Source organism: Thiobacillus sp. SCUT-2 (assembly GCF_035621355.1).
Lineage (GTDB): Bacteria > Pseudomonadota > Gammaproteobacteria > Burkholderiales > Thiobacillaceae > Thiobacillus > Thiobacillus sedimenti.
Map to the genome: position 1 here is coordinate 1,079,010 of NZ_CP141769.1, position 25,030 is coordinate 1,104,039.

The window sequence follows — 25,030 nt, forward strand, 5'->3', positions numbered from 1 at the left end:
ATGGCCGCGCCGGGATGGCAGGACGCCGCGTCGAGCCTCTGGCAGCAGCCGCTGGCGGACTGCCTCGCGGTGCTCGAAAGCGGCGAGGGCGGGCTTGCCGAGGACGAGGCGGCGGCACGCCTTCAGCGCGTCGGCCCCAACCAGTTGCATCCGCGCGCGGAGCGCGCGCTGCTGCTGGAGTTCCTCGCCCATTTCCGCAATCCGCTGGTGCTGGTGCTGCTGGCGGCCAGCGCGATCGCCGGTGCGCTGGGAGACGTGCGCAGCTTCGTCGTCATCAGCGCCATCGTGCTGATGAGCGTGACGCTCGACTTCATCCAGGAATTCCGCGCCGGCCGCGCCGCCGAGCGGCTCAAGCGCCAGGTCGCGCTGCGTTCCAGCGTCGTGCGCGGCGGCAAGGCGCGCGACGTCGCGGCGGCCGGGCTGGTGCCGGGCGACGTGGTGCTGCTGGCCGCCGGCGACCTGGTGCCGGCCGACGGCCGCGTGCTGGAGGCGCGCGACCTCTTCGTCAACCAGGCGCTGCTGACCGGCGAGTCCTTCCCGGTCGAAAAGCGTCCCGCCGACCGCGCGCCGGCCGGGGCGGAAGGCGATCTCGCGGCGGCGACCCACGCCGTGTTCATGGGCAGTTCGATCATCAGCGGATCGGCGCGGGTCGTGCTGGTGCGGACCGGCGCGACGACCGCGTTCGGGCAGATCGCCGACAGCCTGGCGCGGCGGCCGCCGCGCACCGCCTTCGAGCGCGGCACGCAGGCTTTCGGCAACCTGATCCTGCGCCTGACGCTGCTGCTGGTGCTGTTCGTGCTGCTGGTGAACGCGCTGTTCCACCGGCCGCTGCTCGAATCCTTCCTGTTCGCGGTCGCGCTCGCGGTCGGCCTGACGCCGGAACTGCTGCCGATGGTGGTCTCGGTCACGCTGTCGCGCGGCGCCATGCGGCTCGCCAGACGGCGCGTCATCGTCAAGCGCCTGTCCGCGGTGCAGGACCTGGGCGGCATCGACGTGCTCTGCACCGACAAGACGGGCACGCTGACCGAGGGCCGCATCCGGCTCGAGCGGCACGTCGACGCCGCCGGTGCGGACAGCGCGCCGGTGCTGGAGTGGGCCTACCTCAACAGCCGTTTCGAGAGCGGCATCCGCAGCCCGCTGGACGACGCCATCCTCGTGCATACCCACATCGACGTCGGCGGCTGGCGCAAGATCGACGAGGTGCCGTTCGACTTCGAGCGGCGGCGCGTGTCGGTGCTGCTCGAGCGGGACGGAGCGCGCACGCTGGTCGCCAAGGGCTCGCCCGAGGACATCCTGCGGCTGTGTACGCGCTACGAGGCGGACGGGCGTCCGTTGCCACTGGATGCCGCGGCCCGGGCCCGGATCGAGGACCTGTTCGCCTCGCTCAGCCGCGAGGGCTTCCGCGTCCTCGGCATCGCCTGGCGCGAGGTGGCACCCGAACACGCCCACGCGGTGCTGACCGACGAGGCCGAGCTGGTGTTCAGCGGCTTCGCCGCCTTCCTCGACCCGCCCAAGGCGAGTGCCGCGCCGGCGCTCGCCGCGCTGGCGGCGAGCGGCATCGACGTCAAGATCGTCAGCGGCGACAACGAGCTCGTCGCGCGCTACATCTGCGCGCAGCTCGGCGTGCCGGTGACGGGCGTGCTGACCGGCGGCGAGATCGCCCAGCTGGTCGACCCGGCGCTGCAGGCGCGGGTGCAGGAAGCCAACCTGTTCTGCCGCGTCACCCCGGCGCAGAAGACCCGCATCCTGGCGGCGCTCCGGGCACGCGGCCACGTGGTCGGCTTCCTCGGCGACGGCATCAACGACGCCCCGGCATTGCACGCGGCGGACGTCGGCATCTCGGTCGACAGCGCGGTCGACGTCGCCAAGGAAGCCGCCGACCTGATCCTGCTCGAGCATGACCTGGGCGTGCTGCACGACGGCGTGCGCGAGGGGCGGCGCACCTTCGGCAACGTCATCAAGTACATCATGATGGGAACCAGCTCCAACTTCGGCAACATGTTCAGCATGGCCGGCGCCACGCTGCTGTTGCCCTTCCTGCCGATGCTGCCGCTGCAGATCCTGCTCAACAATTTCCTCTATGATTTTTCCGAGATCGCCATTCCGCTCGACCGTGTCGACGAGGAGACGCTGGCGAAGCCGCGTGTGTGGGACATGGACTTCATCCGCCAATTCATGCTCACCCTCGGCCCGCTGAGCTCGGCGTTCGACTTCCTCACCTTCTGGCTGTTGCTCGGCGTGCTCGGCGCGGGCGAAACGCTGTTCCACACCGGCTGGTTCGTCGAGTCGGTGGTGACGCAGGTGCTGGTGATCTTCGTCATCCGCACGCGCGGCAACCCCTTCGCCAGCCCGCCGCATCCCGCGCTGACCGCACTCTCGCTGGCGGTCGTCGCGATGGCGGTCGCGCTGCCGTCGACCCCGCTCGGGGCGGAGCTCGGCTTCGTCGCGCCGCCGCCGGCGTTCTACGCGATGCTCGCGGGCATCGCGGTCGCCTACCTGGTGGCCGTGCAGGCACTCAAGCGCGCCTTCTACCGGAGATGGGACGCCCGCGCGTCCCGCTGACCGATGCGCGCGCTCGACCGCAAGCTCTTCCGCGACCTCTGGCACCTGCGCGGCCAGGCGCTGGCAATCGCCGCCGTGATCATGGGCGGCGTCGCGACCCTGGTGATGTCGCTGTCGACCTACGATTCGCTGGTCGGCACGCGCGACCGCTTCTACAGCGAATACCGCTTCGCCGACGTTTTCGCGCCGCTGAAGCGCGCCCCCGAGCCGGTGGCCGAGCGGCTCGCCGCGATCCCCGGCGTCGAGCGCGTGGAGACGCGCGTGCGCGCCGGGGTGAAGCTCGAGGTGCCGGGCTTCACCGATCCGATCACCGGCATGCTGCTGTCGGTGCCGGACGTCGGCGAGCCGCGCCTCAACGCGCTCTATCTGCGTCGCGGGCGCATGGTCCAGCCGTGGAGCAGCGACGAGGTCGTGGTCTCGGATACCTTTGCCGACGCCCATCGGCTGCAGCCGGGCGACCGTCTCGCGGCGATCATCAACGGCAAGCGCAAGGCGCTCACCGTCGTCGGCGTCGCGGTGTCGCCGGAATACGTCTACCAGATCGCCCCCGGCGCGATGTTCCCCGACTTCAAGCGCTACGGCGTGCTGTGGATGGGGCGCCACGCGCTCGCCGCGGCGTACGACATGGAGGGCGGCTTCAACCACGTGTCGCTGGCGCTGGCCCGCGGCGCGCACGAGCAGGACGTGATCGACCGCGTCGACGCGATCCTCGCACCCTACGGCGGCACCGGCGCCTACGGCCGCCGCGACCAGTTCTCCAACCGCTTTCTCAGCGAGGAACTGAAGCAGCTGCGCACCATGGCGACGGTCTTCCCGGCCATCTTCCTCGGCGTCGCCGCCTTCCTGCTCAACGTGGTGATCAGCCGGCTGATCGCGCTGCAGCGCGAGCAGATCGCGATCCTCAAGGCCTTCGGCTACAGCTACCTCGCGATCGGCGCCCACTACGTCAAGCTGGTGATGCTGATCGTGCTGCTCGGCGTGGCCGCGGGCGTCGGGCTCGGCGCCTGGTTCGGCCAGGGGCTGTCGCACGTCTACATGGAGACGACCTTCCGCTTTCCCTATCTCGACTACCGGCTGAGCGCCGACACGGTGTTCGTCGCGCTGGCGATCAGCGCGCTGGCGGCGATCAGCGGCACGCTTTATTCCGTGGCGCGCGCGGTGCGCCTGTCGCCGGCCGAGGGCATGCGGCCGGAGACGCCGGCGGTCTACCGCGTGACGCTGTTCGAGCGCATCGGCCTGCAGCGCTGGTTCGCCACGCCCACGCGCATGATCCTGCGCCACATCGAGCGGCGCCCGCTGAAGGCGCTGCTGACCGTGCTCGGCATCGCCTGCGCCTGCGGGCTGATGATGGTGGGCAACTACCAGAAGGGCGCGATCGACTTCATGGTCGACGTGCAGTTCCGCCAGGCGTCGCGCGAGGACCTGGCGCTCACCTTCATCGACCCCACCTCGGGGCGCGTGCTGAACGAACTGGCTGCGCTGCCGGGTGTCGAGCACGTCGAGGGCTATCGCGACGTGCCCGCGATCCTGCGCTTCGGCCACTACCGCCACCGCGCCGCGCTGTTCGGCATCGAGGCGGCCGGCCAGCTGCACCGCTCGCTCGACAGCAGGCTCAAGCCGGTCGCGCTGCAGCCGGGCGGCGTCGTGCTGACCGATCATCTCGCCAACGAGATCCTGCACGTGAAGCCGGGCGACATGCTGACGGTGGAGATTCTCGAGGGCAGCCGCCCGGTGCGGCAGGTGCCCGTGCTCGGCATCACCAAGCAATACCTCGGCGTGTCGGCCTATCTGCCGCGCGAGACGGTCAACGCGCTGCTGCGCGAGGGCAATGCCGTGTCGGGCGCCTACCTCGCCGTCGAGCCGGGCAGCGAGGCGTCGCTCTATGCCGAGCTGCACGAGCGGCCGCGCGTGCTGGGCATGGTCGCCAACAAGGCGGCGGTGCAGAGCTTCTATTCGACCATCGGAGAATTCATCCTCTTCTACAACATGGTGGCGACGCTGCTGGCCGGCGCGATCGGCTTCGGCGTCGTCTACAACAGCGCACGCATCGCGCTGTCGGAGCGCGGCCGCGAGCTGGCGAGCCTGCGGGTGCTGGGCTTCACCCGTGGCGAGATCGCCTATATCCTGCTGGGCGAACTGGCGTTGCTGACGCTGGCGGCGATTCCGGTGGGATTCGTGGTCGGCATCGGCCTGGTCGGCATCCTGGTCGTGGCATTCAAGAGCGAACTCTACCGGCTGCCGCTCCTGCTGACGCCGGAAAACTACGCCATGGGCGCAGCCGTCGTCATCGTCTCGGCGCTGCTTTCCGGCTGGCTGCTGTGGCGCCGCCTCGGCCGGCTCGACCTGGTGGCGGTGCTCAAGACACGCGAATAGGAAGACGGGACCAGCATGCAGCTGCGCGGAAAACTCGGTGGAAGACTCGGCATGGTGCTGACCCTGGCCGTGGTCGTGGCAGGGCTCGTCTGGGGTTTCCTGCCGCGCGCGCTGCCGGTCGACGTCGCCGAGGTCAGGCGCGGACCGCTCGAAGTCACGGTCGAGGAGGAGGGCAAGACGCGGGTGAGGGAGCGCTACGTGGTGTCGGCGCCGGTCGCCGGCTATGCGCGGCGCATCGAGTTCGACGCCGGCGACGCGGTTCGCGCCGGGCAGGCGCTCGCGGTGATCGAGCCGTCGCGTGCGGTGGCGCTCGACCCGCGCACCCGCGCGCAGGCGCAGGCGCAGGTGAGCGCGGCGCAGGCGGCGCTGGCCGCGGCCCGGCAGAACGCACGCGCGTCCGATGCCGCCGCGCGGCTGGCGCAGCAGGAGCGCGCGCGCGCCGAGTCGCTGCGGCAATCCAATTTCGTGTCGGCGCAGGCGCTCGACAATGCGCGCACCGCCGAAACGCGGGCCGTCGCGGCGCAGGAGGCGGCGCAGCACGCCGTCCGGGTCGCCGCGTTCGAGCTCGAGATGGCGCGCGCGGCGGTGGCGAGTACCGCACGCCTGCAAAGCGGCGCGGCCGATCGGGTGGAGGTGCGCGCGCCGGTCGCCGCGCGCGTGCTCAAGGTGCTGCACGAGAACGAGGGCGCGGTGGCGGCGGGCCAGCCGCTGCTCGAGATCGGCGACCCCGACAGCCTCGAAGTCGAGGTCGAGGTGCTGTCGACGCAGGCCGTGAAGATCGCGCCCGGCGCGCCGGTCGTGCTCGACCGCTGGGGCGGCGAAGGCGTGCTGCAGGGCCGGGTGCGCGTGGTCGAGCCGAGCGGCTACACGAAGATTTCCGCGCTCGGCGTCGAGGAGCAGCGGGTGCGCGTCATCGTCGATTTCACCTCCCCGCGCGAGGCCTGGGCGCGGCTCGGCGACGGCTATCGCGTGGAGGCGCGCTTCGTGCTGTGGTCGGGTCGCGACGTGCTGCAACTGCCGACCAGCGCGCTGTTCCGACAGAACAACGGCTGGGCCGTGTTCGCGCTGAAGAACGGCCGCGCGAAGCTGACGCCGGTGGAGACCGGCCAGCGCGCCGGGCTCGCGACGCAGGTGCTGTCGGGGCTGGCGGCGGGGGAGCGCGTCATCACGCATCCCGACGACCGGCTCAAGGACGGCGTGCGGGTGACGCCGCGCGCCTGATTCAGGATTTGGGCTGCCCGGCCTGGCGCAGGATGTCGATGACCTCCGCGTCGTCGACCTGCGGAAAGTCGGCGTAGAACTGTCCCACGGCCTGGAAGTACATCGGCGTGTCGAGGCACACCACCTCGTCGGCGTAGGGCCGGATCTTCTGGACCGTCTCGGGCGGCGCCACCGGCACCGCGCAGATCAGCTTCGCCGGCTGCTTTGCGCGCAGCGCGTGCAGTGCCGAGATCATCGTGGCACCCGTCGCGAGGCCGTCGTCGACGACGATGACGATGCGGCCGGCCGGGTCGATGGGCGGCCGCAGCGGCGTGTACTGCGCGCGCCGTTTCTTGATGGTGTCGAGCTGGGCCGCCTTTTCCTGCGCGAGATAGGTCGGGGTGCCGCCGGCCGATTCGGCATAGTCGGCGATGTAGCTCCAGCCCGATTCGTCGATCGAGCCGAGCGCGAATTCCGGGTTGTACGGGGCGCGCAGCTTGCGCACCAGCACCACGTCGAGCTCGCCGCCCAGTGCCTCGGCCAGCCGCTGCCCCATCGGCACTGCCCCGCGCGGGATCGCGAGGATCAGCGGGTGCTTCCCCTTGTAGGCCTGCAGCGCGACCGCGAGCCGGTCGGCGGCCTGGTTGCGGTTGGCGAACATCATGGCGGTTCCTCCTTGTTTCATCTTAGGCCGGCGCGGCCGCAGGCTCAGTGCTCGCGGTGCCAGATCAGCTCGCCGTCCTTGCGGACGGACTTGACCCGATGGAACGGGACTTCGTGGGTGTAGCCGTCGGCATCGGTGACCTGGAAGGCGAAGTGGTCGCCCGGCGTCAGCTGCACGCGGCTGAGCGGGACTTCGATCAGCCGGTCGTCGACGCGGTCGTAGTAGCCCAGCACGAAGCGACCTTGCGCGAACGCCGCGTCCCAGCGTATCCGGTTGAGCAGTTCATGGATGGGCATCATGGCGGGGTAGTCGGCGAGGAAACGTCATCGGATGCTAGGCGATCGGCGTCCGGCGGCCAATCGGCGGCACCCGGCACCGCCGGTTTGCGGATGTGCAAAAAACACAAATCATGTCTAATATGTGCATTATGAACACGCTCACCCGCTACGAGGAGGCCGCATGAGCCTCGCCGTCGCCCGCCCCGACGCCGACCGCGCCAGCGTCCTGGCCGAAGCCCTGGCCAACGCCGGCCGCCAGCTCGGCATGAGCCAGGCCGAGCTCGGCGCCGTCATCGGCAAGGACCGCACCGCGATCAGCCGCGGCCGCATCGATCCGGACAGCAAGGCGGGCGAGTTGGCGCTGCTGCTCATCCGCTGCTACCGCGCGCTCTTCGTGCTGACGGGGGGCCACCCGGAACCGATGCGCCACTGGATGCAGACCGAGAACCTGCACACCGGCGGCATCCCGGCCGAGCAGGTGAAGACCGTGCAGGGACTCACCACGGTGCTGGAGTATCTCGACGCGATGCGGGGCAAGCTGTAGGTGACCGACTGGCGTGCCCGCGTGGCGGAGGTGGCGCCGGTCGAGCTGGCCGGCACGCTGCTGCGTCTGGTGGAAAGCCAGGAACAGGTGGCGACCAACCAGCTGGTCGGCTCGCTCGAGCGCCAGGCCCTGCTCGAATCCATGCTGGAGGCGACCAAGCCACCGTTGCGGCGCGGCAGCGAGTCGCTGCACTATCTGCTCGCCACGCCGTTCCGCTATCCGCCGTTGAAGCACGGCTCGCGCTTCGGCACGCGCAGCGAGCCGAGCCTGCTGTATGGCTCGCTCGAGGTCAGGACAGTGCTTGCCGAAGCCGCCTACTATCGCTTCGTGTTCTGGCACGGCATGGCGCGGCCGCCGGCCGGCAAGCTCGACACGCAGCACACCCTGTTCGGCGCGGCCTACCGCACGGCGCGGGGCCTGCGGCTGCAGGCCCCGCCGTTTGATCGCCACCGCGCGGAGCTCGCCAGTCCGTCCGACTACCATGCCAGCCAGGCAGCCGGCAGCGCGATGCGCGCGGCCGGGATCGAGGCGTTCGAGTTCGTCTCCGCGCGCGACCCGGAGGCGGGGATCAATGTCGCGCTGTTCACGCCGCGCGCGCTGGCGAGGCCGGACCCCGTCTCGCAGGATGCCTGGCTGTGCGAACTCTCCGGCGAGCGCGTCCGCTTTCGCGCCGCGCGCGGCCGCGAGGTCCATGATTTTCCGCTGGGTCTGTTCGCGGTCGCCGGTCGGCTGCCGTGGCCGGCATAGACCGACGGCCATGAAAAAGGCCCGCAGCGCGGCGGGCCCAGGTAAGGGTGGTGCGCGCGCAGTCTCCCGCCCGCGTGATGCCGGCTCAGAACTCGTACTCGACCTGCATGCGGAAGGTATTGTCGGCCGCGGCATTGGTCATGCCGAACAGCCACGCGGCGTTGTACTTGATGAAGTGGTGGTCGCCCGCGGCGAACTTGCCGAACACCGCCGGGCCCGCCTGATGGGACTGGCTGCCGGTGTCGTCGAGGTCGTTCCACGGGCCGGTGCCGCCGAAGCCCTGCAGGCCGTATTCGAACGCGGTCTGCCAGCGGTACTTGACCTGCCACTGGTAGCCCGTCTCGGTGGTGCTCGATTCGGTGGAGTCGAAGTGGTGCTCGAACAGGACGTTCGCGTTCAGCTGCAGCTTGCCGAATTCGGTCTGGAACAGCGGGCCGACCCGCACCTCGATGCCTTCCTCGTTGCGGTCGCGCGGAATCTCGATCTCGGTGATCAGGCCGACGTCGACCGGATACTTGCCGGTCTCGGTGAGCTGGAACTTGTTCTCCCATTCGACGGCGTCGTACTTGGCGTCGCCGCTGCCGGTCTTCGCGTATTTCACGTAGAGCTCGGTGAACCACCAGTCGTTGGCGCCGTAGCCGAAGCCGAGGCTGGCGGCGGAATTGCGCGGCGAGTTGTCGGCGGTGCCGAACTTGAAGTCGATCTCCTTCTCGCCCTTCTCGACGGTGGGCGTGTACACATAGTCGGCGGGGCCGGCGTAGGCAGGCGACAGGCAAAGCGTGCCCATCGCAGCCAGCAGGGCTGCTTGCAGTTTCATCGGGTTTCCTTTCAGGCGGTTCGGGGGGTAAGGGTTCGGCTCCAGCGCATCCCGGCGAGGATGATCAGGAAGGTCAGGACGTAGAAGAGCACCTGCATGCCGCTCGGGCGGGCGTCGTAGCCTGCGACCAGATGCAGCACGTTGCCGATCACGGAATCCATCGGCAGCAGCGACGAGCTGTCCCACAGCGGGGTCGCGAGCGGCCGGACGATGTCGCCCTGGACCAGGAAACGCGCCATCTGGCCGGCGAGCCCGGCCGCGAGCAGCAGGATGAGGCCGCTGGTGACGGTGAAGAAATGGCGCAGCGGGATGCGCGCGAGCCCCGAGTAGAGGGCCCAGCCCGCCACGACGCCGGCCACCAGCCCGGTGAGGCCGCCGCCCAGCATCGATGCGTGGCTGGAGCCGCCGCCGGCGGCGAGGCCGTAGAGGAAGAGGGCGGTTTCCGAGCCTTCGCGCAGCACGGCGATGGCGATCAGGATCGCCAGCGCCGACATCTCGCGCTGGCCGCTCTTTACCGCGTGCCCGACCGACTTGGCCTGTGCCGCCATCTCGCGGCCGTGCCGCGCCATCCAGATGTTGTGCCAGCCCAGCATCACGACGGCGATGCCGAGGACCGCGGCATTGAACAGCTCCTGCCCGCTGCCCTCGGCCAGCTCGGCGATGCGCTCGGTCAGCCCCGCGACGACCAGCGAGCCGGCGAGGCCGGCCGCGATGCCCACGGCGATCCAGAAATTGCGCCGGGACAGGCCGCGCGTGGCCGCGGCGACAATGCTGATCAGCAGTGCCGCCTCGAGGCTTTCCCGGAAGACGATGAGGGCCGCGCCGAACATGGCCTTACTCCGCGATGACCACGCCGCGCGCGGTCTTTTCGTTGAATTCGCCGAAGAAGGGGTATTTCCCGGGCTGCAGCGGGCCGATGTAGATCGTCGCCTTGCCGTTGCCGGCGATGACCTTTTCGCGGTTGAGCTCGTGGCTCTCGAATTCCTCGGGCGTCGGGTCCTGGTTCTGCACGATCAGCTTGATCTTCTTGCCGGCCGGCACCTTCAGCTCGGCCGGGGAGAACTGGTGGTTCCTGATGGTCAGGCTGGCTTCGAGATCGGCGGCGATCGCGGCAACGGGAAGCATCAGGCAGGCGAATACGAGGGCTTTCATGGACTCTCCGGAGCAACTTTCTAACAGGGAGTTATAACGATAATCGTTCTTATTTAGATGTGCAAGCATTTTTTTTGCGTGGCGCAGCCGCCCCCGGCTACGCGTGCCCGGCGACGAGATGGGTCACGCGCGGGCGCTCGCCGTCGAGGTGGAACGCGAGCGGCCGTTCGAGCACTTCGCGGTCGGCGACCGTCACGCGTTCGTGTTGCCGCAGATGCTCGACCCAGGACTCGACCATGAAGCATTCGACCATGCGGCCGGGCTGCTCGACGTCCGCGAACAGCTCCCACATGAAGGCGCCGTCGCGGCGCCGGATCGTGCGCACCTGCTGCAGCGCGCGGGCGAATTCCGCGCTGCGCGCCGGATCGATGCGGTATTCGATCGTGACCATGACCGGCCCGCGCTCGCGTCCGACCTGGTCGGCCCCGAGCGGCGTCGGCCAGACGAGCGACGGTGACAGGTCGACGGAATCGTGACGCCCGATCGGCCAGCGCCGCGTGACGAAGATCCCGGCGACGATGCCCGCGGCGGCCACGCTGAGGGCGCCGGGAATGCCGGTCCACGAGGCGAGCTGCCCCCACAGCGCGCTGCCGCCCGCCATGCCGCCCATGTAGACGACCCAGAACAGCGCCAGGCCGCGTGCGCGCACCCAGCGCGGCAGCGCGGTCTGCGCCGCGGTCATCAGCGAGGAGACGACGCTGATCCAGGCCAGGCCGGCGAGCAGCATGGCGCCGCCCGCGGCGAGCACGCTTCCGCTGTGGGCGAGCGCGAGCATCGCCGCGGCATAGAGCAGGGTCGCACCGGCGACGATGCGGTCGCGCGACATCCCGGCATGCAGTCGCGGCAGCAGCAGGGCGCCGGCGGTCGCGCCGGCGCCCAGGCACGCCAGGAACACGCCGTAGGTGCCCGGCCCGCGCTGCAGCTCCTGGCGGACGATCAGCGGCAGCAGCGCCCAGGAGGCGCTGGCGAAGATGAAGAAGGCGACGCCGCGCACGGCGACCGCGATCAGTTCGGGCGAATGGCGCGCATAGCGCAGGCCGGCGCGCAGGGCGCCGACCAGCCGTTCGGCCGGCAGGCCGGCTGGCTGCGTCTCGCGTTGCCAGCGCTGCAGGGCGACGATGACCGCGAGGAAAGACAACGCGTTGAGCACGAACACCGCGCCGGGGCCGGCCGCGGCGACGATGACGCCGGCCAGCGCAGGGCCGACCGCGCGCGCGACGTTCATGCCCATCGAGCCGAGCCCGACCGCGGCCGGCAGTTCGTGGCGCGCCACGAGTTCCGGCGTGATCGCGCTCCAGGCCGGCGTCATCATGGCGTTGCCGACGCCCAGTGCGAACGTGAACAGCAGCAGCAGCGGCGCCGTGGTCAGGCCGGCCAGCGTGAGCGCGCCGAGCGTGCCCGCCATGGCCAGCATCCACAGCTGCGATGCGATCAGGTAGCGCCGCCGGTCGACGATGTCGGCCAGCGCGCCGGCGGGCAGCGCCAGCAGGAACACCGGGGCGGAGGTGGCCGCCTGCACGAGCGCGACCATCAGCGGGCTGGGCGCGAGCGAGGTCATCAGCCAGCCCGCGCCGACCTCGTGCATCCAGGTACCGATGTTCGACGCGACCGACGCGAGCCACAGCATGCGGAACATGCGGTTGCGCAGCGGGGCCCAGGGCGAGGCGACGCTCATGCGCTGTCGAGCGCCCGCTTCCAGGTCCGCAGCGGGATGCACGTCTGCAGGCGAACCAGCGCGCGCTCGACGAGGGCCGGATGGAGTGCGTGGCCGACCGTCGAGGCGACGTCCAGCGTGGCGTCGCCGCGCAGCTGCGAAAGACGGTCGTACGCCGCATGGGCGTGCGCGACCGGGATGACGGCGTCGTCCTCGCCGTGCAGCAGATGGAAGGTCGTGAACTCGGGCGCGCGCTCGGGCAGCGTCGCGAAGCGCCCGCCGAACGCGAGCACGCGGCCGACGCCGCCGTCGTGCGCGATCGCGTATTCGAGCGCCAGCGTGGCGCCCTGCGAGAAGCCGACCAGCGCGATGTCGGGCTGCATCACCTTGAGGCGCGCCTGTGCGTCCTGCAGCAGCGCGTGAAGCGCGGGCAGCACCGCCGCCACCCGTGCGGCACGGTTGTCGTCGCTGAGGCCTTCGAGCGGGAACCACTGGCGGCCGTGCGCGCCGGCGTCGTGCGACACGCTGCCTTCGGGCAGCAGGAAGGCGGCCTGCGGATAGCGGCGCCGCAAGGCGTCGACGAGCGGCAGCAGGTCGGCCGGCTGCCCGCCCGCGCCGTGCAGCAGGACGAACAGCTGCGCGACCGGGCCGTGCGCCGGCAGGCGTTCGATGCCGTGGAAGCGCCCCGCCGTCATCCCTGCCTGAACAGCTTGGCGAACGGCCGCGGCTGCGAGCGCCAGTACTGCTTCGGCGCCTCGACCTGCGCACCCAGCTCGGCCGCCGCATGCCAGGGCCAGCGCGGGTCGTACAGCATGCCGCGCGCGAGCGCGACGAGGTCGGCCTGGCCGCCGGCGACGATGGCCTCGGCCTGTGCCGCTTCGGTGATGAGGCCCACGGTGATCGTGGGCATGCCGGCTTCGTGGCGGATGCGTTCCGCGAACGGCACCTGGTAGCCCGGTCCGACCGCGATCTGCTGCAGCGGCGACAGGCCGCCGCTGGATACGTCGATGAAGGCGCAGCCGCGGCGCTGCAGCTCGCGCGCGAAGGCGACGCTCTGCTCGAGGTCCCAGCCGCCGTCGACCCAGTCGGTCGCGGAAATCCGCACGCCCAGCGGGAAGCCGGCCGGCAGCACGGCGCGCACCGCGTCGAAGACTTCGAGCGGGAAGCGCATGCGGTTCTCCAGCGTGCCGCCGTAGCGGTCGTCGCGCCGGTTCGACAGCGGCGACAGGAACTGGTGCAGCAGGTAGCCGTGCGCGGCGTGCAGCTCGATCGCGTCGAGGCCGAGCCGGTGGGCGCGGCGCGCCGCGTCCACGAAGGCATCGCGGATGCGCGCGAGCCCGGCCTCGTCGAGCGCGAGCGGCGGCAACTCGGTGGCGTCGAAGGGCAGCGCGGAGGGCGCCAGCGTCTGCCAGCCGCCCTGGTCCGGCGCGAGCTGCTGCCCGCCTGCCCACGGTGCGGCGGTGGAAGCCTTGCGGCCGGCGTGCGCGAGCTGGATCGCGATCGGCGTCGACGCGTGGCGGCGCACCGATTCGAGGACTTGTGCCAGCGCCGCTTCGGTGTCGTCCGACCACAGGCCGAGATCGTCGGGCGAGATGCGCCCTTCGGGGGCGACGGCCGTGGCCTCGATGAACATCAGCCCGGCACCGGACAGCGCCAGGTGGCCGAGGTGGATCAGATGCCAGTCGGTGGCGCGTCCGGCATCGGCCGAGTATTGGCACATCGGCGAGATCACGATGCGGTTGCGCAGGGTCAGCGTGCCGAGAGAAACGGGGGAAAACAGCATGCTCACGGGGGAGGCCTCCGGTCAGGGTTCGAGCGTTGAAGACGGCCACACGTAGGCATCCATCGCCAGGCCGCCATACGTGAACGGCGGCCGGAGGCGCGCCGGCCGCTCGCCCGCCGCCGCGCCGAGGGCGACGAAGAACGGCAGGAAGTGCTCCTCGCTGGGGTGCGCCGCCGCGCCTTGCGGCGTGTTGCGATAGTCGAGCATCGCCGCGACGTCGCCGGCGGCTGCGCGTCCGGCCAGCCAGTCGGCGAAGGCCTGCGCTTCCGGCAGTGGGGGAGGATCGCCCGTCTCCTGCCCGTGCAGCCAGTCGAAATTGTGGGTGATCGAACCGCTGGCGAGGAGCAGCACGCCCTCGTCGCGCAGCGGGGCCAGCGCCCGGCCCAGCGCGAGGTGAGCCGCCGGTCCCGCATGGCGCGCCAGCGAGAGCTGCGTGACGGGCACGTTGGCCTCCGGCACCATCGCCGACAGCGGCACCCAGGCGCCGTGGTCGAGCCCGCGGCTGGGGTGCAGTTCCGCCGCGATGCCGGCGGCGGTCAGCAGCGCGATCGCACGCTCGGCGAGCCCCGGCGCGCCGGGCGCGGGGTAGCGCATCGCGTGCAGCGCCGGCGCGAAGCCCGAGAAGTCGTGGATCGTCTCCGGCGCGCCGGCGAGGCTTGCGGTCGGCAGGCGCGCTTCCCAGTGCGCCGAGACCGCCAGGATCGCCTTCGGCGCCGGGACTTCCGTGCCGATGCGGCGCCAGCAGGCGACGGTCTCGGGCGCCTTCAGCAGGGCGTCGGGAGCGCCGTGCGACACGAACACGACGGGCATGCGAGCGGACATGGCGGCGGCCTTTCCTGGCGGCTTATTCCTTGCCGACCGCGACCGCCTCGACCGGGATTTCGAGCGTCACGTCGTCGGACACGTAGGGCGCATACTTGCCCATGTTGAATTCGGTGCGCTTGATGTGCGTCACCGCGTTGGCGCCGATCGCGTCCTTCTTCATGATCGGATGCGGCATCGCCTGGAACGAGGTCACGGTGAGCGTCACCGGCTTGGTGACGCCCTTGATCGTCAGGTTGCCGTCGACGGCGACCACCTTGTCGCCCTGGAATTTCACCGCGGTCGACTTGAACGTGATCGTCGGGTACTTCGCGGTGTCGAAGAAGTCCTCGTCCTGGATGTGCTGGTTCAGCAGCGCGTAGCCGGTGTTCACCGACGTGGCGTCGATGGTGACGTCGACCGAGCCGGTCTTGGCCTGCGCGTCGTAGACGATCGTGCCGCTGGTCTTGTCGAAGCTGTGCACCTGGTTGGAATAGCCGAAGTGGTTGTACTCGAAGCGCGGCTGCGTGTGCGTCGGGTCGATGACGTAGGTGACCGGCGCGGCGAAGGCCGTGGCGGCAAAGGAAGCGAAGGCGAGGGCGAGGGCGAGTTTCTTCATGGGGGTCTCCTGGGTGAATGGGAACGGCTGCAACTACTGCTTGCCGGCTGCCGCCGCGGCAACCAGCCTGAAACGGATCTGCACCTCGTTGGCGACGGTGCCGAAATCGGCCCACATGCCTTCGCCGATGCCGTAGTCGGCGCGCTTCAGCACGAAGCTGCCTTCGAACACGCCCAGGCTGCCCTCCTGGCGGAAGGTGGCCGGCGCCGTCGCGTCGTGCGTGCGGCCCTTGATCGTCATCTTGCCGGTCACCTGAAAGCGGTTGTTGCCGAGCGGCTTGACCGAGGTCGAGACGAAGCGCGCCTGCGGGAACTGCCGGATGTCGAACCACAACTTGCCACCCACCTCGTCGTTGCCCTCGGGGAATCCGGTGTCGATGCTGGCGAGTTCGATGGCGATCTGCGCCTGCGCGGCCGCCGGACTGGCGGGGTCGAAGCGGATGGTGCCGCCGAAGCGGCTGAAGCGGCCCTCCATCGGCACGTTCATCTGCCTGTAGCCAAATCCGATCGCGCTCTTGTCGGGCAGCAGGCGGTTGAACTCGGCCGCCTGGACGGCGCCTGCCAGCAGCAGGGCCGCGAGGCCGGCGAGCGCCACCGTGCGGCGGGCGCGCGGATGCGGAGCGTGGGGAACGGTGGCGGGATTGGCGTCGGGGTGCATGGATGAACTCCAGAGTGCGGGGAGCCGCGATGAGTTCACTGTATGCGCCCGGCACGCGAATAAATAGGCTACATTTTGCAAATTATTGTTGCTACTTCAGCAACAATTGGGGAGGAAGGCATGGATCGACTCGACAGCATGCGCCTGTTCGTCCGCGTCGCCGAGCTGGGCAGCTTTTCCGCCGTGGCGCAGCAGATGAACGTGGCGCGCTCGGTGGTGACGCGGCAGGTGGCGGCGCTCGAGGCCCATCTCGGCACCAAGCTCCTGGCGCGCAGCACGCGGCGGCTCAGCCTGACGTCCGCCGGCGCGACCTATCTCGAGCAATGCCGCGAAATCCTCGGCCTGGTCGACGCCGCCGAGGCCGGCCTGACCGAGGACAGCCAGGCGCCGCGCGGCCATCTCCGCATCACGCTGCCGTTTTCCTTCGGCATCCGCCAGCTGATGCCGATGTTCGGCGATTTCATGCGGGCCAACCCGGAGATCTCGTTCGCGCTGGAGTTCAGCGACCGCCGCGCCAACCTGATCGAAGGCGGCTTCGACCTCGCCATCCGCATCGCCGACCGCCTCGAGCCGGGCGACGTCGCGCGCAAGATCGGCAGCAGCCGCGGCGTCGTGCTCGCCGCGCCGGATTACGTGAAGCGCCACGGCCGGCCGCGCCACCCGCGCGAGCTGATCCGCCACGAATGCTTCGGCTACGTGCTCGACGAGCGCTCGAGCTGGCCCTTCGTCATCGACGGCAAGACGCAGTGGTTTCCGGTCGCCGGGCGGCTGCAGGCCAACAGCGGCGATGCCCTGCTGGCCGCGGCGGTCGCCGGGCTCGGCATCGTCACCCTGCCGACCTTCGTCGCCGAAACCGCGGTGCGCGAGCGCCAGCTGGAGATCCTGCTGCCGCCATTCCGGATGCCGGAGCTCGGCATCTACGCGGTCTTCCCGAGCAACCGCTACGTTCCGCACCGCGTGCGGACCCTGGTCGATTACCTGGCGCAGCGCATCGGCGCCAGCCCGCCGTGGGACGCGATCCTGCCGCGCGAGTAGGCAGGCGGACTGGCCAAGCGGCGGCCGGGATGCGACACTCTGGCCGCGCCGCAAGGCGGCATGCCGCCGCCCGACGCCCTTCGCAACGACACCCACGACCCTCCGCATGAACCAAGCCGCCGCCAAACCCTGCCCCTTCTGCGTGCTCGAGCCGCACCGCATCGTCGCCGAGGACGAACGGGCCGTCGCCTACCGCGACGGTTTCCCGGTCTCGCTGGGACACACCGTCATCATCCCGCGCCGCCACTTCGCGACCCTGTTCGAGGCGACCGAAGCCGAGCAGCTCGCGCTGTTCGGGATGCTGGCGCAGGCCAAGGAGGTGCTGGACCGGCTGCACCAGCCCGACGGCTACAACATCGGCATCAACCACGGCCAGGCTGGCGGCCAGAGCGTGCCGCACCTGCACATCCACCTCATTCCGCGCTATCGCGGCGACAAGGAAGACCCGCGCGGCGGCGTGCGCTGGATCCTGCCGGACAAGGCCAAGTACTGGGCCTGAGCCGGCTTCCTGCCGGGCGAGCGGGGACGGTGTACGGGCGCACCCGATCTGCTATTTTTCGAATTTGCACGTTTTTCCGACCACCTGACCTGGAGCCCTTCGCATGTACAACACCTTCAAACCCGAACAGCCCATGGGCCTGATGGACTTCGTCCGCGCCGCCAAGGCCTGCACCAGGGAAATCTCCCCCCAGGTCCTGCAGGACAAGCTCACTGCCAAGGAAGACCTGCTGCTCCTCGACGTGCGCGAGCCCGGCGAATTCCAGGGCGGCCACATCAAGGGCGCGCACCTGGTGCCGCGCGGCCTCATCGAGGCCGCCGCCGATCCCGCCTATCCCAAGCACCTGCCCGAGCTGGCCGCCGCGCGCGACCGCCAGGTCGTCGTCTACTGCGCCACCAGCGGCCGTTCCGCCATGGCAGCCGCCGTGCTGCAGATGATGGGCTTCAAGAACGTGCTGAACATGGAAGGCGGCTACACGCGCTGGGTCGCCGACGGCCTGCCGCAGGAGCAGGAAGCCAACTACTGATCGCCGGCGGGCTCCCTCCCGAGCCCGGGCCGCACGAGGCCGTTGGGCTCGCCTCAAAGACATCAATTGAAACAGCCTGTCATGTGACTCATCGGCCGCGCCCTTCGTGAACGGTGCGGACCGGGCGCGGGCAGGCGGCTCGGGGGAGCGCGGGCGCGCCGCCCCGCGCGCCGCCCATGGGCCGCCGCCTACAACTAAAGTTGTATGGCAATCCACAACCCGCCTCCTAAGCTGTTTCCACGGCTGCGGTTCGCAGCGACCGGAGGAGGGACAGCAATGCAAGCGTTCGCGGATTTCGTGCGTCATGACAAGGCCGATCTCACGTTGCCGGAGCTGCTGAAGGAGGGCACCGGCGTGCTGCTGGGGGTGACCGCCGCTGCCGCCAGCGCACTCGCCGACATTGGAATCGCCACGGTTTTCGATCTCGGCGCATCGTGGGTCTTCGCCAATGCGCGGGCAGCCGCGGGGGCGGCCCGCGGCGACCAGCTCACCGCGCGGCTCGGCGTCGTTCCGACCGACTGGCTGCAGCCCGGGACCGTCGTCGGCCCGCTCGACCAGGTCGGCGACCTCGGGATCGAGGCGCTCCGCGGGCTGACCGCCGCGCAGGCGGCGGCGCTCAAGGCCGCGCTCGACGTCGATACGATCCGGGACTTTGCGCTCTGGCCGCCGCAGGCGTTCGCCCGTTCGCTGATCGTCGAGTCGGCCGGCGGCGAGCAGACGGTCGACGAGATCCAGACCGAACTGCTGCGCCCCCGCTTCGGGGACAGCCCGACCGAGCGGGTGTACTACAGCACGCTCGTCATGCTGCAGATGAACGAGAACGCCCAGGACGGCATGGTCCCGCTGGACGGCGCGGTCTCGCTCAAGCCGGCGGTCGACGTGAAGAGCGGATTCACGAAAATTGCCATTGGCGCCATGCTCAACTACTCGCAGTCCTGGTACGCGCAGGGAACGACGCTCGGGCACCTGCTGCATTCGCTCGCGCTGGCTCCCGGCGAGGCGACGCGCATTGCGGTGATCGACTGGAATCGCCGCACCTCCGCGACCGCATCGGAAGCCGTCGCCGAGAGCGAGCAGCTCGACTCGGCCACCTCGCATGCGCGGGCGATCAGCGAGGTGCAGAACGCCGTGGCCAGCGAGATGCAGGAAGGCGGCTCGACCTCGCACGCGACCTCGACCACGACGAGCGATGCCGAACAGGCCGCGATCGGCACCGGGCTGCTCACCAGCCTGTGGGCCAGCGGCGACGCGTCCGTGTCGCGCCAGTCCGCGACGACGACCTCGTCGGCCGAGTCCTCGTCGTGGTCGATGGGCAACCGCTCGGTCACGGCAAACATGGCCCAGAACATCAACGACCGCACCGAGCAGCATTCGACGAACGTCCGCAACCGCCGGGCATCCGCGGTGCGCGAGGTCTCGCAATCCGAGCACGAGTCGGTCAGCACGCGCATCGTCGCGAACTACAACCACATGCACGCGCTCACCGTGCAGTACTACGAGATCGTGCAGATCTACCGGGTGGAGACTGCGCTCCACCAGGCCGACCGCGTGATGTTCATTCCCTTCGAGCTGATGGACTTCACGGCGCCGGATGCCTATGACTGGGTCGAGCGTTTCCGCGGCGCGCTGCTGCGCGCGGCGCTCAATGTCCGGGCCCGGCAGCTGCTGATCGACGACACGACCGCCGTCGAGATCAAGCCGGAAGGCACGCCCGTGTATGTCCCGTCGCTGCGGCCCGAGATCGCGAAGGCATTCGGAACGATGCGCATCGCGCGCGTCGCCGAGACAGCCGCCCCCTTGCTGGCGGCGGCGGGCGCCGCCGGACCGGCGGCCGCGGAACCCGCCGTCGCCGCGGCGCTTCCGGTGCGCACGTGGGATGCGACGCGCATCGCGCTGGCGTCGCGCTTCGTGGCACGCCCCATCGTGCGGCCGGATTCGGACTCGCTGTTCTTTCCGGACGACACCGAGGTCCTGTCCCTGACCTTCGACCGCGTGACGATCAGCAGCGCACGGCTCGATCGCGCCGATGCGGCCGGCGGCCCCCAGGACCTCACCGTCGTCAACGGCCGCGTCGATCTCCCGGCCGGAACCCGGCTGGGCGAACTGGAAGCGCTGTCCTGCGCCCGCCCCGACGGCAGCGACGCCAGCGGAACGGTGACGCTGCAGTGCGCCTATCTTGGCCGGCGCTTCTCGGCGCCGGCGATTCCCATCAACGTGGGAACGGCGATCGCCAAGGTGGTCAGCTTCCACTCCGACCAGGAAGACCGCAGGAAGGAACTGCTCGCCCACCTGAGCGCCAATCGCGCGCACTACACCAGCGCGGTCCTGAGTTCGCTGGACTCCGCGGCGCTCGTGCTGCTGCTGTCGCGGTACACGCTCAACGGCCGCCCGGTGATCGACCAGGTGGAGCCCAAGCCGCTTCGCGTCGCGGGCAACTTCATGGTGTTGCGCGCGCCGGTCGACTACGACGAAGGCAGCGGCGTGTTCGACGGCGGCAACGAGCTGAAGTGGCAGCAACTGCTGACCCAGCGCGGCGTCCTCGCCGCCGAGGGGGAGCGCGTGATCATGCCGCGCGATACGCGCGTGATCCCCATCCCGACCAATGGCGTATTCGCCGAGGCCGTCCTCGGGCGCTCGAACAGCGCCGAAAAACTCGACATCACGCGCTTCTGGAACTGGCAGGATTCGCCGATCCCGATGCAGCCGACGGAGATCGCGCCGGTCGATACCGGAAGCCGCGCGCAGGCCGAGAATCTCACGCCCGGGCAGTTGAGCCCGCCGGTGCTGAACATCGTCAACCCGACGTCGCTGCCGAATCCCGCCGGGGTCGGCGCCGTTCTCGGCGCCGTCGCGTCGGGCAACATGTTCCGCGACATGAGCGGGCTGGCGGGGACGCAGGGGCTCGTGCGCACCGGCATCCAGGAGACCGCGCAGGCGGCCACCGACGCCGGGCAGATCGCGAGCGCCAACATGCGCACCGAGGCGCAGAAGGCCGTTTCGATGGGGCAGATCGCCGCCGACCTGGCGAAGAGCGCGATGTCGGCCGCGACCGGCGTGCCGGCGGGGGGCGGGGGCGGCTCGGTCTCCGGCATCTCCGGCGAGGGCGCGCGCATCAACCACGGCAAGAGCATGGACGACCGGGGCGTCGGCGGGGCATCCGGCGCAGGCGGCGGCTCGCCTGCGATCAACGCGGCCGGCGGTCAATCCGGCGGAGGCGGCGGTGCGGGTGGCGGCGGCTCCGGCGGAAGCGTCGGCGGCGGCGGGTCCGGCGCAGGCGGCGGGGGCGGCGCCGGCGGCGCGGCAGCGCCATCCAGCAGCAACGAGCAGGCCGCATTCGACCGCTCCCTGTGGGGCGGGGTCGGCAGTTCGGCGTCCGATCTCGCGGATCGAGGGCTCGCGTTCGCCAGCAACGTCTCCGGCTCGTCTGCGCTCGCCGTGATCGATTCGTCGGATTTCGACGGGCTGTTTTCGTTCGCGCAGCGCCACCGCCAGGCCGGTTCCGGTGGCGTGCCGCTGCGAAAGAATGCGGCCAACCTGCTGCCCGCCGAATGGAACCGGTTCAAGGCGGCGGTGAGCCAGCTGATCGCCAACGGGAAATACGCCCCGTTCGTCGCGACGCATGCCGACGCCTTCAACCGCGGCGCCGCCGCGGCGACCGCCAACACGCCGAACGACTGGGAGGCGCACTCGACCTTCGATGCCATGAACATGCCGCTCAGCCGCGGCACGAACTTCCTGAGCTGGCACCGCGGCTTCCTGTGCGCATTCGAAGACGCGCTTCAGGCCGTCGATCCGAACGTCACGATTCCGTATTGGGATTGGTACCACTTCCGGTCGCTGCCGGTGGAGCTGACGACGAACCTCCCCGCCAATTTCCCCAACAACGGGCGGAACTTCGACGCGAACGGCATTCCGAGCCAGGGCGACATCCAGGCGTGGTGGCGCAGCGCCATCGCGAGCCGCAACTACACCCAGTTCCAGCGCACCCTCGAACTCAACCTTCACAACCTGGTGCATGGCGCCGTCGGCGGCGACATGGCCGACCCGACCCGGGCGGTATCGGACCCCGTGTTCTGGATGCACCACTGCTTCATCGACAAGCTCTGGGCCGACTACCAGGCCATCACGAACGGGAGCGTGCAGCCGTCGAACCTGACGGACGATCTCCAGCCGACGGCCCTGATGAACAAGAAGGTCTCGGACATCCTGCGCATCGAAGCGATTCCCGGCTGCCCGCATACGTACGAGGAGCTTTTCACGATCCCCGTCGTCGACTCGCCATCTTCAGGGGTTCTTTTCGCCTAGCGATCCAGCGAGAGCGCCCAATCACGAATCGTCACGCCGGGCACGAAGCAAAAGCGCCTCGCCTCGCCGCGAGGCGCTTCGTATCGGGCTCGCAGAGGGCGCTTCCGGTCATTCCGGGAGAAAGCGAAGGACTCCGGCGGAGCAGGCCCGCAGGGTGGGAAGGCGCGGGACGTTCGTCGCCGCCATGCCTTCGCCGCTGTGATGCCAGAGCGACGCGTATCGAGCGCAGGCGTCGAATGCTCCGCTTTGCTTAACATGTATTCAGGATGTATATTTACTCCTGGTTGCCTGCATTGAGTTGGGCGACACCGCCTGGATATCACCCGGCGATGTGACGCCCGTACTGCCAGGTCCATGCAGACCTTGTCGAATACCTCCGATTTTTTCCAGGAAAGAGCAAACATGAAAACCGAGACCTTCCATATCATCGGCCCCGTCAACGCCCAGGCGACGGAGCGTGCCAGCGCCAGCCTGAAGGCGATTCCGGGCGTGCACGAGGTATCGTTTCTCGACGCCCCGGCGCGGCTGTTCGCGCACGTCGACGATAAAGCGACGACCCGTCCGCAATTGGTGTCGGCGCTTGCCGAAGCCGGTGTGCTCGTCGAAGAAAAACCGTCGCCGCACGCGAACGGGAGTTGTTGCGGCGGTTGCGGCAGCTAGCGTGGTGCTTGCGAAATAGCGGGTCAAGGCGACGGCCCTGCCGGGCCTATACGGGCCCTGAAATGCAAAAAGGCCACTCTGTAGAGTGGCCTTTCTATATCTGGCTCCCCGACCTGGGCTCGAACCAAGGACCTGCGGATTAACAGTTGTTGTAACTAATTGTTTTTGTTGATCATGTGCCCGCCGGCGCTCGCTAATAATCGCTGGCTGTTGTCATTCTTGTCACAGTCCGCTCGACCTAGGGGCCGAGGAGACTACCCTTGTGCGCTGGGGATTGGTGCGGGCATAATGTCCGGTAATATTCCCAGATAGTAGGAGAGCACATGGCCACAGTCCTGCAGACCGGCCCCGACCGTGGCATGGCAGCGCGCTACCTCAGTGCGGCGCTACAGATTCACAAGCAAGCAGAGATCGCCCGTCACTTGGGCGTGGATGCGCGTACGGTTCGGCGCTGGGTGGTTGAGCAGTCGGTACCTGCACACTATGCCTTTGGTCTGCAGCGTTTGCTGCCCATGGAGTTCCCGTTCCCTGACAACGCTTCTTTTACGTTTATCGATCTCTTTGCGGGTATTGGCGGTATCCGCATGGCGTTTGAGGACCTAGGAGGCCATTGTGTATTTACTAGTGAGTGGGACGGCTACGCGCAAAAGACCTACGCGGAAAATTACCCGGGTGGGCATCAGATTAACGGCGATATAACGCAGGTCGCGGCGTCCGATATTCCCGATCATGATGTCTTGCTTGCTGGTTTCCCCTGTCAGCCGTTTTCAATAGCTGGCGTCAGCAAAAAAAATGCTCTCGGGCGTGCGCACGGATTCGCGTGCGAAACACAGGGTACCTTGTTCTTCGATGTAGCTCGGATTATCGAGGAAAAGCGACCACGTGCCTTTCTACTTGAGAACGTCAAGAATCTCGTGTCGCATGATAAAGGTCGAACGTTCGACGTAATACGGCGGACGCTGTCGGATGAACTTGGTTATCACGTCCAATATCGGGTGATTGATGGGGCACATTTCGTACCTCAGCATCGTGAGCGCATCATAATCGTCGGCTTTCGCGAGCCGACGAGCTTTGATTTTGATGCCCTGCCGATGCCCGCTAAGGGGGGGCACACAATGCAGGAGATATTGCACAAGGTGGATGGCACCGAACCTAATTTGCCATGGGACGGGGACCGTTTCTTCAACCATTCGTCATGCTCGGTTAACGAAAAATACACATTGACCGACAAGTTATGGGCTTATTTGCAGGGGTACGCGGAGAAACACCGGGCCAAGGGCAACGGTTTCGGCTTTGGGCTGGTTACTCAGGATTCCGTGGCGCGTACCTTGTCTGCCCGCTATTACAAGGATGGATCGGAAATCCTTGTCTATCAAGGAGAAAGCAAAAATCCACGCAGGTTGACGCCACGTGAGTGTGCTCGATTAATGGGCTTTCCCGACACATTTCGGATTCCTGTTTCCGATACCCGTGCATACAAACAATTCGGCAATTCGGTTGTTGTAGGTGTGATGGCGCATGTTGCAAAGCTTATGCAGCCGATGTTGACAGCCAACAACCGGGAACCTGAACTCCCACTTCGATATCGATCTTTGTAAACACGATCTCGCGTTCCGTTCATGGTTGATGTGGTCGATTCGGCTACCCGTAGCCGCATGATGGCGGGAATACGTGGGAAGAACACGAAGCCTGAAAGGTTGGTTAGAAGCTATTTGCATCGGGCCGGTCTGAGATTTCGCCTGCACGCAGGGGGCCTTCCGGGAAAGCCAGATCTCGTCTTAAAGAAATATCGGACCGTTGTTTTCGTACATGGGTGTTTTTGGCATAGCCACCCTCGATGTAAGTATGCGGTCGTACCATCCAGCAATGTTGAATTCTGGAAGAAGAAGTTGGACGCGAATCGAAGCCGGGATCAACGGAACAGGCGTGAGCTGAGGGCGCTCGGCTGGAGAGTGCTCACGATCTGGGAGTGCCAACTGGATGAGAGACATCTTGTCGGCCTCGTCGAGAAAATAAAAACCAATGATTGATGAAAATAAATGCTGAATCGACCGCTGGATAGCCTGTTTTCGTACGGAAAGTGGTTGTGCCAATTGGCTGGCAAGGAGATGCTCGGGGGCGAGGTCTTTGTAAAGGTTCTTACAAAGAATGATG

The 25,030-nt window shown here is 68.4% G+C and carries 23 protein-coding genes; 12 read left to right on the plus strand and 11 right to left on the minus strand.

Going from position 1 to position 25,030, the window contains the following annotated elements:
* The 3 genes from mgtA to VA613_RS05275 are packed head-to-tail and all read left to right on the plus strand — an operon-like array spanning position 1 to position 6,156.
* Positions 1 to 2,562 (plus strand): magnesium-translocating P-type ATPase, encoded by a 2,562-nt coding sequence (gene mgtA / locus VA613_RS05265; RefSeq protein WP_324780809.1) that lies wholly within the window; start codon positions 1 to 3, stop codon positions 2,560 to 2,562.
* A 3-nt stretch (positions 2,563 to 2,565) separates the two neighbouring features.
* Positions 2,566 to 4,935 (plus strand): ABC transporter permease, encoded by a 2,370-nt coding sequence (locus tag VA613_RS05270; protein WP_324780810.1) that lies wholly within the window; start codon positions 2,566 to 2,568, stop codon positions 4,933 to 4,935.
* Between the two features lie 15 nt (positions 4,936 to 4,950).
* Entirely contained in the window at positions 4,951 to 6,156 is a 1,206-nt protein-coding gene (locus tag VA613_RS05275; RefSeq protein WP_324780811.1) for an efflux RND transporter periplasmic adaptor subunit, read from the plus strand.
* Position 6,157: 1 nt separating this feature from the next.
* Here the strand turns inward: VA613_RS05275 and VA613_RS05280 are convergent, their stop codons facing one another.
* Both VA613_RS05280 and VA613_RS05285 read right to left on the minus strand, forming a co-directional pair.
* The gene (locus tag VA613_RS05280; protein ID WP_324780812.1) at positions 6,158 to 6,799 is read right to left on the minus strand and encodes a phosphoribosyltransferase; all 642 of its coding nucleotides are present in this window, start codon (positions 6,797 to 6,799) and stop codon (positions 6,158 to 6,160) included.
* Positions 6,800 to 6,843: 44 nt separating this feature from the next.
* The gene (locus VA613_RS05285) at positions 6,844 to 7,098 is read right to left on the minus strand and encodes a DUF504 domain-containing protein (protein WP_324780813.1); all 255 of its coding nucleotides are present in this window, start codon (positions 7,096 to 7,098) and stop codon (positions 6,844 to 6,846) included.
* A 160-nt stretch (positions 7,099 to 7,258) separates the two neighbouring features.
* Between VA613_RS05285 and VA613_RS05290 the strand changes: the two genes are divergently transcribed.
* Entirely contained in the window at positions 7,259 to 7,621 is a 363-nt protein-coding gene (locus tag VA613_RS05290) for an MbcA/ParS/Xre antitoxin family protein (protein ID WP_324780814.1), read from the plus strand.
* Positions 7,622 to 8,368, plus strand: a complete 747-nt coding sequence (locus tag VA613_RS05295) for an RES family NAD+ phosphorylase (protein ID WP_324780815.1) — start codon at positions 7,622 to 7,624, stop codon at positions 8,366 to 8,368.
* Positions 8,369 to 8,453: 85 nt separating this feature from the next.
* Here the strand turns inward: VA613_RS05295 and VA613_RS05300 are convergent, their stop codons facing one another.
* The 9 genes from VA613_RS05300 to VA613_RS05340 form a co-directional block, all read right to left on the minus strand.
* Complete coding sequence (locus VA613_RS05300; RefSeq protein WP_324780816.1) at positions 8,454 to 9,185, minus strand: hypothetical protein; 732 nt, start codon at positions 9,183 to 9,185, stop codon at positions 8,454 to 8,456.
* An 11-nt stretch (positions 9,186 to 9,196) separates the two neighbouring features.
* Entirely contained in the window at positions 9,197 to 10,015 is an 819-nt protein-coding gene (locus tag VA613_RS05305; protein ID WP_324780817.1) for an FTR1 family iron permease, read from the minus strand.
* A 4-nt stretch (positions 10,016 to 10,019) separates the two neighbouring features.
* Entirely contained in the window at positions 10,020 to 10,337 is a 318-nt protein-coding gene (locus VA613_RS05310; RefSeq protein ID WP_324780818.1) for a cupredoxin domain-containing protein, read from the minus strand.
* A 97-nt stretch (positions 10,338 to 10,434) separates the two neighbouring features.
* A complete protein-coding gene (locus tag VA613_RS05315; protein WP_324780819.1) occupies positions 10,435 to 12,054 on the minus strand; it encodes an MFS transporter in 1,620 nt (539 codons plus the stop codon).
* Positions 12,009 to 12,686 (minus strand): esterase, encoded by a 678-nt coding sequence (gene ypfH, locus VA613_RS05320; RefSeq protein WP_324780820.1) that lies wholly within the window; start codon positions 12,684 to 12,686, stop codon positions 12,009 to 12,011. Before ypfH ends, VA613_RS05315 begins: the two co-directional genes overlap by 46 nt.
* Positions 12,683 to 13,774, minus strand: coding sequence for an NADH:flavin oxidoreductase/NADH oxidase (locus VA613_RS05325; protein WP_407702868.1), 1,092 nt, complete (start codon positions 13,772 to 13,774; stop codon positions 12,683 to 12,685). The genes ypfH and VA613_RS05325 overlap by 4 nt, the downstream gene beginning before the upstream one ends.
* Positions 13,775 to 13,795: 21 nt before the next feature.
* Positions 13,796 to 14,596 carry a dioxygenase family protein gene (locus VA613_RS05330; protein ID WP_324780822.1) on the minus strand — a complete coding sequence of 267 codons (801 nt, stop codon included), beginning with the start codon at positions 14,594 to 14,596 and terminating at the stop codon, positions 13,796 to 13,798.
* A gap of 22 nt (positions 14,597 to 14,618) precedes the next feature.
* Positions 14,619 to 15,194 (minus strand): YceI family protein, encoded by a 576-nt coding sequence (locus VA613_RS05335; protein ID WP_324780823.1) that lies wholly within the window; start codon positions 15,192 to 15,194, stop codon positions 14,619 to 14,621.
* Positions 15,195 to 15,227: 33 nt separating this feature from the next.
* The gene (locus VA613_RS05340; RefSeq protein ID WP_324780824.1) at positions 15,228 to 15,851 is read right to left on the minus strand and encodes a YceI family protein; all 624 of its coding nucleotides are present in this window, start codon (positions 15,849 to 15,851) and stop codon (positions 15,228 to 15,230) included.
* Positions 15,852 to 15,971: 120 nt separating this feature from the next.
* On the opposite strand from VA613_RS05340, the gene VA613_RS05345 reads away from it, so the two are divergent.
* The 7 genes from VA613_RS05345 to VA613_RS14950 all read left to right on the plus strand — a co-directional run bounded on the left by VA613_RS05345 (position 15,972) and on the right by VA613_RS14950 (position 24,906).
* Positions 15,972 to 16,886, plus strand: a complete 915-nt coding sequence (locus VA613_RS05345; RefSeq protein WP_324780825.1) for a LysR family transcriptional regulator — start codon at positions 15,972 to 15,974, stop codon at positions 16,884 to 16,886.
* A 106-nt stretch (positions 16,887 to 16,992) separates the two neighbouring features.
* Positions 16,993 to 17,385, plus strand: a complete 393-nt coding sequence (locus VA613_RS05350) for an HIT family protein (protein ID WP_324780826.1) — start codon at positions 16,993 to 16,995, stop codon at positions 17,383 to 17,385.
* A 103-nt stretch (positions 17,386 to 17,488) separates the two neighbouring features.
* Entirely contained in the window at positions 17,489 to 17,911 is a 423-nt protein-coding gene (locus tag VA613_RS05355) for a rhodanese-like domain-containing protein (protein ID WP_324780827.1), read from the plus strand.
* A 276-nt stretch (positions 17,912 to 18,187) separates the two neighbouring features.
* On the plus strand, positions 18,188 to 22,216 hold the full coding sequence (locus tag VA613_RS05360) for a tyrosinase family protein (RefSeq protein WP_324780828.1): 4,029 nt from the start codon (positions 18,188 to 18,190) through the stop codon (positions 22,214 to 22,216).
* A gap of 402 nt (positions 22,217 to 22,618) precedes the next feature.
* Positions 22,619 to 22,876, plus strand: coding sequence for a hypothetical protein (locus tag VA613_RS05365; RefSeq protein ID WP_324780829.1), 258 nt, complete (start codon positions 22,619 to 22,621; stop codon positions 22,874 to 22,876).
* A 323-nt stretch (positions 22,877 to 23,199) separates the two neighbouring features.
* On the plus strand, positions 23,200 to 24,474 hold the full coding sequence (dcm, locus tag VA613_RS05370) for a DNA (cytosine-5-)-methyltransferase (RefSeq protein WP_324780830.1): 1,275 nt from the start codon (positions 23,200 to 23,202) through the stop codon (positions 24,472 to 24,474).
* A gap of 60 nt (positions 24,475 to 24,534) precedes the next feature.
* Positions 24,535 to 24,906, plus strand: a complete 372-nt coding sequence (locus VA613_RS14950; protein WP_407702880.1) for a very short patch repair endonuclease — start codon at positions 24,535 to 24,537, stop codon at positions 24,904 to 24,906.
* Positions 24,907 to 25,030 lie beyond the last annotated feature (124 nt).